We start from the raw sequence: 12,091 nt of genomic DNA on the forward strand, positions 1-12,091 counted from the left end.
ATTCTTGTCAAGTTTCTTTTATTCAGGTAATTTTTATTGATTACGAGACAAAAATAAGAAAAACGGAAGAAATACGAATGGCATGATAAACATTAATCTTACGACTAAGTATAAATAAGTTTAAAGCCTTGGCGGAATCCGTTTTAACATGTCAGATTTTGTGTAACTTCGCAACGATTTTAAGTCTATAAGAAATGAATGTAAAGAGAAGTAAAGGAGAGTGGGTGCGCCGCTACGTTAGTTTTATTGTAATTCTTTTTATAATTGCTTTTGGAACTTCGTTATCTATCCGTGCCAATCTTGGCTCGTCTCCCATATCTGCCCCACCTTATATCCTATCGCTGATTCCGGGCATGAAGCTCACAATGGGGCAACTCACCATTTGCATGCACGTGTTTTTCATCTTGATTCAGATATTATTGTTGCGCAAGGATTTCGAGAAACGCCAGTATGCGCAGATTTTGGTATCCTTCCTTTTCGGTTTCTATACCGACCTGACTATGTGGATGACCGGATTCCTGCAAGTCCCGTTCGACATGAATCCGATGATAGGCTATCCGTTAAGACTTATCGAATTGCTTATCGGAGGAGCTATCTTGGCATTCGGCATCGCTTGCGAGGTGCGTTGCGATTCATTAATGTTAGCGGGCGAAGGGCTTCCATTAGCTATCTCCAAGTTCCTGAAAAAGGATTTCGGGAAGGTGAAGATTTGTTCCGATACGTCTTTGGTATGCATCGGCACGGTGTTCATGCTTATTTACTTCGGCGGATGGAGCTGGAAGTTGGTAGGTGTGGGTACCTTGATTTCCATGTTCTATGTCGGCATGATGGTTCGTGTATTCGCACCGCATATCGTATGGCTCGACAAGATATTCATTTCCAAAGGCGAACGCACTACTTCCAAAGAGACAAACGTCTCCAATGAATGGGAAGGAAACCGTATTATTACCATTGCCCGTATGTATGGAAGCGGAGGAAATGCCATAGGCGAAGCCGTAGCGCACAAATTAGGATGCCCGTGCTATAGCCGCCAGATTATCGACCAGACCGCCCTGCAAATGGGATATTCCACGGAGTTTGTAGCCGAGAATGAACAAAACATCTCTACCGCCCGCTTATGGGAACTGATATTCTCCGATAGCGGTATTCCGGCTTCCCTAAATCCTTCGAAAGAAGATGCAATTTACGTTAACCAAAGCCGTACCATCCGCGGATTGGCTCACAACGGTCCGTGTGTTATTATCGGCAGGTTAGGCAATTGGATTCTCCGAGACAATCCACACGTGTTTCGGGTATTTATCCGTTCGGGCTTGGATTTTGCCATTCATCAAGTGACCAAAAGATTTCATATATCGCCGGAAGATGCAGCAAAGAAAATCGAACGTGTGAATACCGGACGCGCCAACCATTACTGGCATTATACCGGAAAGCAATGGACAGACATCAACGGATATGATTTGGTTATCAATACCGATTATACAGGTATCGATGGAGCCGTAGACCTGATTCTGCGTGCAGCTAAGAATATGAAATGAGCATCATACCGCCGGAAGGCTATTCCCGTTTATCTTCCGATACAAATCCAAGGCATAAACATCGGTCATGCCCGAAATGTAATCCAGTACCGCTTGTATTTTGCCGTAGAGGGTAGGTGCTTGCATGTCGTATTGATGCGACACACGGTTTATCAGGAGTTGGGAATAGGCTTTATGCGGATAGCGCACGGCTTCTATCATCAGGTCGACCAAGGTGGTAATGACCTGATAACCTGCCAATTCGATGTCGAGCACGTCCTTAGCGCAATAGATTTTGGCGAATGCCGTTTCCGAGCATTTCTTGTAAGCATCTCTTACGGGCGGGGCGATTTGCTTGATGAGCGGTCCTTGGAACGTGCCCGAAAGGATTTCTTCTTCGTGTTCCACAAAGGTTTCTACGCAGGCTTTCGTGAGTACGCCGATGGCGGAAGAGCGCAGGTAGGCGATTTGCTCGTTGGTATCGGTCACTAATTGGCAAATCTTGTGGATGCGCTTCAGGCGTTCTTCGGTGAAGAAATGCGAATAGAGTTCCTTAGTCTCTTGCGAAGTCAGGATTTTCAACTTATGCGCGTCTTCGATGTCCATCATCTGATAGCAGATGTCATCGGCGGCTTCTACTAAGTAGACTAACGGATGTCGAGCGTAGCGTACTGGTTCTCCCTCCTCGCTTAACCGGGTGATGCCTAATTCGTTAGCTATCCGCTCATAGTCTTCTTGCTCACTTAAGAAGAAGCCGAACTTCTGTTTGTTTCCGGCTAATTGGGACGAGAAGGGGTATTTCACGATAGAAGCCAACGTAGAATAAGTAAGCACAAAGCCTCCCGGACGCCTGCCTCGGAACTGGTGAGTCAAGAGGCGGAACGCATTGGCATTGCCTTCGAAGTGGGTTAAGTCTTCCCATTCGGCTGGAGCAACCAAAGGTTTCAATGCCAGCCCTTTGCCTTCCGAGAAATAGGTGCCGATGGCTTTCTCGCCCGAATGCCCAAAAGGAGGATTTCCCATATCGTGTGCCAGGCAAGCCGCAGACACGATAGCACCGATTTCAAGCAAATGGGAATCTGATAATTCGGGATGTTTTTGCAAGAGAAGCCGTGCGGCATCGTTGCCCAAAGAGCGTCCTACGCATGACACTTCCAAGCTATGCGTCAAGCGGTTGTGCACGAAAATGCTTCCCGGAAGGGGAAACACTTGCGTTTTGTTTTGAAGACGCCGGAAAGGGGAAGAGAATATCAGGCGGTCGTAATCGCGTTGGAATTCCGTCCGGTCTTCTTTCCGTATTTCGTGTAACGCTTCCAGTCCGAAGCGTTTATTTGATATCAGTTGGCTCCAGTTCATCATCATTTTTCTTATGCTCAAGTAAAAGTGAGTATGCAAATGTATAAAAGTTTCGATAAAAAATGGTAAACGTATGCATAAATCCTACGAAATATGTATTTTCGCAGATAATTTAATGTGATTAATGTGAAGCTTTGATAAGGAAACGCAGATTAGCGCAGATTTACGCAGATATTTTAATTTTATCAAAGCGATTCATGAAAGTGAAAATAATAATTTGCGTAAATCTGCGCTAATCTGCGTTTCCTTGAAATAAAAAACAAGATTTACGATGAAAGTACAGATTATCAATAAGTCGAAGCACGCGCTTCCGAGTTATGCCACTTCTTATTCGGCTGGAATGGACTTGCGGGCTAACCTGAACGAACCGATTGTATTAAAGCCTTTGCAACGTTGCCTGGTCCCTACGGGCTTATATATCGCTTTGCCCGAAGGATATGAGGCACAGATACGTCCGCGTAGCGGATTGGCGTTGAAGAAAGGAATCACTTTGCTGAATACCCCCGGCACAATTGATGCTGACTATCGGGGCGAAATCGGGGTAATCATGGTCAACCTCTCTACCGAAGACTTTACGATAGAGGATGGAGAGCGTATCGCCCAAATGGTCATCGCCCGTTATGAGCAGGCGGAATGGCAGGAAGTGGAAGTATTAGACGAAACCGAACGCGGAGCAGGCGGATTCGGACATACGGGAACGAAATGAGTGAAATAAATGAAGAAACTAATTTATATCGTATCGGTGGGTGTGCTGATGACACTTGTGGCATGCGGAACAACCGGAAGGCAGGCGGGGAAAAAGCAGAAGGGAGAAACGGAACAGGTCTCTTTAAGCTTCGAGCAACGCCGGAAGTTTGATTATTACTTCTTAGAAGCCGTGCGGATGAAAGAACAAGGGAAATACGATGCCGCATACGAACTCTATACACATTGCCTGGATATCAATCCGATGTCAGGAGCGGCTTTGTACGAGATTTCCCAGTTCTACATGTACTTGGGACAGGAGGAGAAAGGCGAGGAAGCCTTGAAGCAAGCCATCCGTTCAGATGAGTCCAATTTCTGGTATAAGCAGACCTTAGCCGCCTTCTATGAACAAAAGCGGAATGTCCCGAAAGCCATATCCGTTTACGAGAATATGGCGGAGCAATTCCCTTCGCGTCTGGAGCCTTTGATGTCGTTAGTTGACTTGTATAGCCGGACCAAAAGCTATCAAAATGTAGTCAATGCCTTGAACCGCTTGGAGGAGTTGGATGGGAAGTCAGAGCAAATCAGTATGGAAAAGTTCCGCATGTATCTGCTCATGGGTAAGCAGGATAGTGCCTTTATCGAGATAGAAAACCTCTCGAAAGAATATCCTTACGATTTACGTTATCAGACTATCTTGGGCGATGTTTATTTGAATAACGAGAAGTATCAAGAAGCGTTGGATATTTACCGGCATATATTAAAGGAAGAACCGAATTATGCTCCGGCGGTGCTTTCCATGGCTTCGTATTACCAAAAGACGGGTCAGGACAGCCTGTACCAGCTTCAGCTGGATACGATATTAATGAACGACAATGTCCCCTCGGACACGAAGATGGAACTGATGCGCCAGAACATCCTGCAATCGGAACAAACCACGAAGGATAGCACGCAAATCGTGGCATTGTTCCAACGCATCTTGGCTCGTCCCCAACAAAATGCCGATTTGGCGATGCTTTGCGCCCAATACATGATTACCAAGAACATGAAGAAGGAATCCATTCCGGTATTAGAGCAAGTGCTTTCATTAGACCCGGAGAACAAGCCTGCCCGCTTGCAATTATTGAGCTATGCCATACAGGACAATGATTTAGATGAAGTGATACGGATTGCCACCTCTGCCTTAGAGTATCATCCGGACGCATTGGAGTTTTATTATTATCAGGGCATCGCTTATTATCAGCAAGAGAAGCTGGACGAGGCGTTGGATGTATTCACGCGTGGCGTAAGGCAAATCAATGAGAAGAGCGACAAGCAAATCGCTTCCGACTTTTATGCGATATTGGGAGACATTTATCACCAAAAAGGGAGGTCGGAAGAATCTTACGCGGCATATGATTCTTCGTTGGTATATAATCCCGACAACATCGGAACATTGAATAATTATGCGTATTTCCTTTCCGTAGATAAGAAACATTTGGATAAGGCGGAAGAGATGAGTTACCGCACGGTGAAGGCGGAACCGGATAATGAAACCTATCTGGACACGTATGCTTGGATTCTTTTTGAGAAGGGACGTTATACCGAAGCCCGTATTTATATTGAGCAGGCATTGCGCAACGGCGGAGAGAAGAGCCGGGTCATCGTAGAGCATTGCGGAGATATTTATTACATGTTAGGCGAGAAAGAGAAAGCATTGGAATACTGGAAGAAAGCCGATGCGATAAAAGAGACAGAAGAAGGCGAGACACCTCCTACGGAAGAGGAAATCAAACGCTTGAAACAGAAGATTAAGTTGAAAAAGTATATTGAATGATTATTAAAAACAAACGCAGAGACACAAAAGCGCAGAGGAATAATTATAAGCAGAACAAAGAAGTTAGAAGGAGTTATGCTTTCGGCAAGAGTTAAAAGACAATAGTCTTGCGATATTAGATTCTAAACTCATTAAAATAAAAGTTTTGCGTTTTTGCGTCTCTGCGTTTGAAAAGTAAAAACGATGAAATACGTATACATTATAATTATAGCGGTTCTTTTAGCTTCGTGTTCTTCCTCACGGAAGGCGGCTAAGGCACCGATGATTGGAGGATTGACGGGAGAAGCCTATATAGAGAAGGTAATCGAACTGGCTCCCGCTTGGCAAAGCCTGAGTGGGAAAGTTGCTTTAGACTTATCATTGGGCGAAGGAAAACATGCCGAAGTAAACGCTACCTTACGCTTGAAGCGGGGTGAATCCATTCAATTATCCGTGGCTCCCTTCTTGGGCATCGAAGTAGCACGGCTGGAGATCTCTCCTGAAGGATTGTTGGCACTCGACCGCTTGAACAAGCGTTATGTACAGGTCTCGTTTGAGGAGATAAACCGATGGGCACGTACGGACTTGAGTTTTGCGGTGCTTCAGTCTTTGTTCTTAAACGAATTGTTTGTGCCGGGCAAGACACAAGTGGACAGGGACGATGCAAGTGATTTCCGTCTTTCGTTAGCCGAAGGGCGTGCGATATTAGAAGCAAAAGGAGAGCATCAACTCACCTACCGCTTCTTTACTTCTACCGAACAAGGTTGGCTGGAGGAAAGCCGGATAGGAGTATCGGGTACTCCGTATGCCTTGCAATGGAAATACGGTGCGTTCAGAAAAGTAGAACAACGCTTTTTCCCAGAGCAGATGAAGCTTTCCATTGAAGGGACGGGCAAGCCTTTGGCATTGGGTATGGATTTCTCGCGGTTAAGTGTGGGAGGAGACTGGAAAACCCGCACGGAGATACCGGCTAAATATACGCGTGTAAGTATAGAAGAACTGTTAAAGATATTGCAGAACGGATGAAACGGATGATAGGCATAGTGTTGATAGGGCTGGTTTCCATTTCGCTTTGCGCGCAAAGCACGAAGAAGATTCGGGAACTGGAGAAGCAACATGCTGCCTTGCAGAAGCAAATCTCCGATTCAGAGACCTTGCTTCAGTCCACCAAGAAGGATGTAAAGAGCCAACTGGATAACTTAGCGGTCTTGTTGGGACAGATTGCGGACCGGAAGCAATATATCGAGACAATAGAGAAGGACGTACAGGTCATCCAAAATGAAATAGACCGCTTGAAGACAGATTTGAAGACATTGGAGCGTGAACTCGCCGACAAGAAAAAGAAATACGAAAAGTCGGTGATGTATATGTACAAGAACAAGTCTATTCAAGAGAAACTGATGTTTGTCTTCTCGGCAGATAACCTGAGCCAGATGTACCGCCGAATGCGTTATGTGCGCGAGTATGCCGATTACCAGCGGAGGCAAGGAAAAGAAGTGCAACGCAAGCAAAGGGAAGTGTCGGATAAGCAAAAAACATTGCTTGCCAGCCGGGATGCGAAAGCGGATATGCTGAAACAGGGAGAAGCCGAAAAGCTGAAATTGGAAGAACAGGAAAAGGAACGGAAGGCTTTGCTTTCCGCCTTGCAAAAGAAACAAGGGGCAATCCAACGGGAAATCAAGGAGAAACGCCGTTCAGCCAACCGCCTGAATGCGGAGATAGACCGCCTGATTGAAATCGAAATAGAAGCTACACGCAAACGGAAAGAAGCCGAAGCGCGCCGGAAAGCGGAGGCAGAACGGAAGCGGAAAGAAGCGCAAAAGGAAACAATCGCGGAGAGTAAGAAAGCGGCAATCCCTGAATCGAAAGTTGAAGTCTATAAAGTGGATAATGAAGACTTGCGTCTCTCGAATGTCTTCGAGAAAAACAAAGGCAGGCTTCCGATGCCGATTACAGGGGCATACGCCATTGTGGGGCATTACGGTAAATACCAAGTAAAAGGCTTGCGCAATGTCCGCTTGGATAACAAAGGTATAGATGTCAAAGGAAAAGAAGGCGCACAAGCCCGTGTCATCTTCGACGGGGAAGTGTCTGCTATCTTCCAATACAACGGCTTGTCGAATGTATTGGTGCGTCATGGGAATTATATTTCGGTCTATTGCAATCTGAGTTCGGTACAGGTAAAGAAAGGAAGCGTTCTGAAAACCAAAGACATCATCGGGCAGATACATACTGATACGAACGGCAATACCGTCCTTCATTTCCAGCTTCGGAAAGAAACCGCCAAGCTGAACCCGGAAATATGGTTGGCTAAATAAATTCTTGATTTATATTTGATGACAAAAACAAAAGTTCCAAAACATAAATGGCATGTGAAATGATTACTATCCAATCATTAGCACATGCCATTCTGTATTCTAGAGGATTATTCTAAAGAATTATTCTACTTCGTTATAATCAAGCACATTTTTACGGTTAGCCAAAATGCGGTCATACTCTTCCTTCGAACCTACAATAACTTTGTCAAACTCGCGCTGTCCGGTACCTGCAGGAATCAAGTGACCACAAATCACATTTTCCTTCATACCTTCCAAACGGTCTACCTTTCCATTGATAGCAGCTTCATTAAGAACTTTCGTAGTTTCCTGGAATGATGCAGCCGACATAAAGCTAGAAGTCTGCAATGCAGCACGAGTAATACCTTGAAGAATCTGAGTCGAAGTCGCAGGAACAGCATCACGCACTTCTACCAACTTCAAGTCACGACGTTTCAACATACTATTTTCATCACGCAACTTACGGGCTGTTACAATCTGACCCGGCTGGAGGTTTTGAGAATCACCTGCATCAACTACCACTTTCTTACCCCAGATACGATCGTTCTCTTCATTAAATTCCAAACGGTCTACCACTTGCTGTTCCAAGAAACGTGTATCACCCGGCTCGTTAATCTGTACCTTACGCATCATCTGACGTACGATAATCTCGAAATGCTTATCATTAATCTTCACACCTTGCAGACGGTATACGTCTTGGATTTCATTAACGATATATTCCTGTACTGCCGTAGGACCTTTAATTGCCAAAATATCAGCAGGAGTAATAGCACCATCAGACAATGGAGTACCTGCACGCACATAGTCGTTCTCCTGTACCAGAATCTGCTTAGACAAAGCGACAAGGTATTTCTTCACATCGCCAGTCTTCGAAGTCACGATAATTTCACGGTTACCACGCTTAATCTTGCCCATTGTAACCTCACCATCGATTTCAGAAACGACAGCAGGGTTAGACGGATTACGAGCCTCAAACAATTCCGTAACACGAGGAAGACCACCGGTAATATCACCCGCCTTACCTACTGCACGAGGTATTTTCACTAAGATATCACCCGCTTTCACGGTCTGCTTATCTTCTACCACCACGTGTCCACCTACCGGCAAATTGTAAGTACGGATTTCATTACCGTTCTCATCAAGAACATGTAATGACGGAATCTTGTTCTTATCTTTCGACTCAGTGATAATAATCTCACGCAAACCGGTAGCTTCATCTGATTCAACCTTATAAGTCACATTCTCAATAACAGATTCAAACGCAACTCTACCGCTAGCTTCTGTTACAATAACAGCATTAAACGGATCCCATTTGGCAATCAGTTTGCCTTTCTCTACTACTTCACCATCCGATGCATACAATTTCGAACCGTAAGGTACATTATGGGTAGACAATACAATACCTGTATTAACATCAATGAAACGTACTTCTGCCAAACGGCCTACTACAATCTTCACCGGTTCGCCTGTCTCTTCCACCGCATCTACGGTACGAAGTTCCTCAAATTCCAAACGTGCATCATTCTTCGCCGTAATACTTGCATTAGCCGCCATATTACCGGCAATACCACCGGCGTGGAATGTACGCAAAGTCAACTGAGTACCCGGTTCACCGATAGATTGTGCAGCAATAACTCCGACAGCTTCACCTTTCTGAACCATACGGCTGGTAGCCAGATTACGTCCGTAACACTTCGCACAAACACCTTTTTTCGATTCACAAGTCAATACCGAACGAATTTCAACACTTTCTATCGGAGAGTTCTCTATTTCTTCGGCAATGCTTTCAGTGATTTCCTCGCCCGATGCCACAATCAATTTACCCGTAGTAGGATGAATCACATCGTGTACCGATACACGTCCCAAGATACGTTCGTATAATGTAGCAATGACTTCATCATTATTCTTCAATGCCGTACAAACCAAACCACGCAATGTGCCACAGTCTTCTTCATTGATAATCACATCGTGCGAAACATCGACCAAACGACGGGTCAAGTATCCGGCATCGGCAGTCTTCAATGCAGTATCGGCAAGACCTTTACGAGCACCGTGGGTAGAGATAAAGTACTCTAACACCGAAAGACCTTCCTTAAAGTTAGAAAGAATCGGGTTTTCAATAATCTGCGCACCTTCAGCACCCGCCTTTTGCGGCTTCGCCATCAAACCACGCATACCGGACAACTGACGAATCTGTTCCTTAGAACCACGGGCTCCAGAATCCAACATCATAAATACAGAATTGAATCCTTGGTCATCGTTCTTAATGGTCTTATACAAAATGTCAGACAAATCACTATTGACATGTGTCCATGTATCAATAACCTGATTATAACGTTCGTTATCGGTAATGAAACCCATATTATAGTTCATCATGATTTGTTCCACTTCCTCATTACCACGTTTAACCAAGTCTTCTTTTTCTTTCGGAATGATAATATCACCTAAGTTAAATGACAGACCACCTTCAAACGCCTTTTGGTAACCCAAATTCTTAATACCATCCAAGAATTCGCAAGCACGTGCCACACCGACTTTCTTAATAACGTCGCTAATGATATCACGCAATGATTTCTTTGAAATAATCGTATTCAAGTAACCACATTCATCCGGCACCAATTCGTTAACGATGACACGTCCAACCGAAGTTTCCTTAATCATCTTCTTAACGATGTTACCGTTCTCGTCAAGGTCGTTTGCCACCACGCTAATTATAGCATGAATATCCACTTTCCCTTCATTGTAAGCAATCATCGCTTCTTCCGGTCCGTAGAAAATCAAGCCTTCACCTTTCGCCCCCTTACGGAGTTTAGTAATATAATAAAGTCCTAACACCATATCCTGTGCGGGCACGGTAATCGGCGCACCATTAGCAGGATTCAATATATTATGTGACTGAAGCATTAATAATTGAGCTTCCAATACTGCTTCATTACTCAAAGGCAAGTGAACCGCCATTTGGTCACCATCGAAGTCTGCATTAAACGCCGTACAAGCTAACGGATGCAACTGGATAGCCTTACCTTCAATCATCTTCGGCTGGAATGCCTGGATACCCAAACGGTGCAAGGTCGGCGCACGGTTCAGCAATACGGGATGACCTTTCATCACGTGTTCCAAAATATCCCAAATAACCGGCTCTTTACGGTCTACAATCTTCTTGGCAGATTTCACGGTCTTTACAATACCTCGTTCTATCAATTTTCGAATGATAAACGGCTTGTACAATTCAGCTGCCATCAATTTGGGGATACCGCATTCACCCATCTTCAATTCTGGACCGACAACAATAACTGAACGTGCTGAATAGTCGACACGTTTACCCAACAGATTCTGACGGAAACGTCCTTGTTTACCCTTCAAGCTATCCGACAAAGATTTAAGCGGACGATTGGCATCTGTTTTTACCGCACTTGACTTTCTTGAGTTATCAAACAAAGAATCAACCGCTTCTTGCAACATACGTTTCTCATTACGCAAAATTACTTCCGGTGCCTTGATTTCAATCAGCCGTTTCAAGCGATTGTTACGGATAATCACACGACGATACAAATCATTCAAGTCAGAAGTAGCAAAACGTCCACCATCCAATGGAACCAACGGACGGAGTTCTGGCGGAATAACCGGAACAATACGTACAATCATCCATTCCGGCTTATTGCGACCGCGTGATGCACGGAATGATTCCACGACCTGCAAACGTTTCAACGCTTCATTCTTACGTTGTTGTGAAGAATCATTATTTGCTTTATGGCGCAATTCATACGAAAGAGCATCCAAATCCAAACGAACCAACAAATCATAGATAGCTTCTGCACCCATTTTAGCTATGAACTTGTTCGGATCTGTATCTTCCAAATATTGGTTATCTTTCGGAAGTGTTTCTAAGATTTCCAAATACTCTTCTTCTGATAATAAATCATATTGATTTACGCCATCTTCTGCTTTTACTCCCGGCTGAATAATGATATAACGTTCATAATAAATAACGGCATCCAATTTTTTGGTAGGCAAACCCAGCAAATAACCAATCTTATTGGGCAAAGAACGGAAATACCAGATATGAGCAACAGGAACTACCAACTGAATATGTCCGCTACGTTCACGGCGCACCTTCTTTTCTGTAACCTCAACTCCACATCGGTCACACACAATGCCTTTATAACGGATACGTTTATATTTTCCGCAATGGCATTCATAGTCTTTTACCGGTCCGAAAATACGTTCACAAAACAATCCGTCACGTTCCGGCTTATAAGTACGGTAATTGATAGTTTCCGGCTTCAGCACTTCACCATACGAGTTTTCCAAGATTTCCTCAGGTGATGCTAATCCAATCGTAATTTTTGAAAAATTACTTTTTATCTTAGTATCTTTTCTAAAAGCCATACTTTCTTATTTTCAAA

7 protein-coding genes are annotated in these 12,091 nt (G+C 44.3%); 5 read left to right on the forward strand and 2 right to left on the reverse strand.

Annotated elements, in window-relative coordinates; translation table 11 throughout:
• Positions 1-194: 194 nt before the first annotated feature.
• Complete coding sequence (locus B5F91_RS10860) at positions 195-1,535, forward strand: cytidylate kinase family protein (RefSeq protein ID WP_087429116.1); 1,341 nt, start codon at positions 195-197, stop codon at positions 1,533-1,535.
• A gap of 3 nt (positions 1,536-1,538) precedes the next feature.
• Here B5F91_RS10860 and dgt read toward each other — a convergent pair whose 3' ends face one another.
• Positions 1,539-2,870 carry a dGTP triphosphohydrolase gene (gene dgt, locus B5F91_RS10865; protein WP_087429147.1) on the reverse strand — a complete coding sequence of 444 codons (1,332 nt, stop codon included), beginning with the start codon at positions 2,868-2,870 and terminating at the stop codon, positions 1,539-1,541.
• 271 nt (positions 2,871-3,141) lie between these two features.
• Here dgt and dut point away from each other — a divergent pair, with 271 nt between their 5' ends.
• The 4 genes from dut to B5F91_RS10885 all read left to right on the forward strand — a co-directional run bounded on the left by dut (position 3,142) and on the right by B5F91_RS10885 (position 7,667).
• A complete protein-coding gene (dut, locus tag B5F91_RS10870; RefSeq protein ID WP_087429117.1) occupies positions 3,142-3,576 on the forward strand; it encodes a dUTP diphosphatase in 435 nt (144 codons plus the stop codon).
• A gap of 9 nt (positions 3,577-3,585) precedes the next feature.
• A complete protein-coding gene (locus B5F91_RS10875) occupies positions 3,586-5,370 on the forward strand; it encodes a tetratricopeptide repeat protein (protein WP_087429118.1) in 1,785 nt (594 codons plus the stop codon).
• A gap of 183 nt (positions 5,371-5,553) precedes the next feature.
• Complete coding sequence (locus B5F91_RS10880) at positions 5,554-6,375, forward strand: DUF4292 domain-containing protein (protein ID WP_087429119.1); 822 nt, start codon at positions 5,554-5,556, stop codon at positions 6,373-6,375.
• A complete protein-coding gene (locus B5F91_RS10885) occupies positions 6,372-7,667 on the forward strand; it encodes a peptidoglycan DD-metalloendopeptidase family protein (RefSeq protein ID WP_087429120.1) in 1,296 nt (431 codons plus the stop codon). The genes B5F91_RS10880 and B5F91_RS10885 overlap by 4 nt, the downstream gene beginning before the upstream one ends.
• A gap of 120 nt (positions 7,668-7,787) precedes the next feature.
• Here the strand turns inward: B5F91_RS10885 and rpoC are convergent, their stop codons facing one another.
• Positions 7,788-12,074: a DNA-directed RNA polymerase subunit beta' gene (rpoC, locus tag B5F91_RS10890; protein WP_087429121.1), complete on the reverse strand. Its 4,287-nt coding sequence runs from the start codon at positions 12,072-12,074 to the stop codon at positions 7,788-7,790.
• Positions 12,075-12,091: the final 17 nt, after the last annotated feature.

The organism is Bacteroides sp. An322 (assembly GCF_002161765.1).
GTDB classification, from domain to species: domain Bacteria; phylum Bacteroidota; class Bacteroidia; order Bacteroidales; family Bacteroidaceae; genus Phocaeicola; species Phocaeicola merdavium.

Excerpts from the sequence above, each read along its gene's own strand:
- B5F91_RS10860 (WP_087429116.1), top strand. The coding sequence starts at position 195 with ATGAATGTAAAGAGAAGTAAAGGAGAGTGGGTGCGCCGCTACGTTAGT.
- dgt (WP_087429147.1), bottom strand. The coding sequence starts at position 2,870 with ATGAACTGGAGCCAACTGATATCAAATAAACGCTTCGGACTGGAAGCG.
- dut (WP_087429117.1), top strand. The coding sequence starts at position 3,142 with ATGAAAGTACAGATTATCAATAAGTCGAAGCACGCGCTTCCGAGTTAT.
- B5F91_RS10875 (WP_087429118.1), top strand. The coding sequence starts at position 3,586 with ATGAAGAAACTAATTTATATCGTATCGGTGGGTGTGCTGATGACACTT.
- B5F91_RS10880 (WP_087429119.1), top strand. The coding sequence starts at position 5,554 with ATGAAATACGTATACATTATAATTATAGCGGTTCTTTTAGCTTCGTGT.
- B5F91_RS10885 (WP_087429120.1), top strand. The coding sequence starts at position 6,372 with ATGAAACGGATGATAGGCATAGTGTTGATAGGGCTGGTTTCCATTTCG.
- rpoC (WP_087429121.1), bottom strand. The coding sequence starts at position 12,074 with ATGGCTTTTAGAAAAGATACTAAGATAAAAAGTAATTTTTCAAAAATT.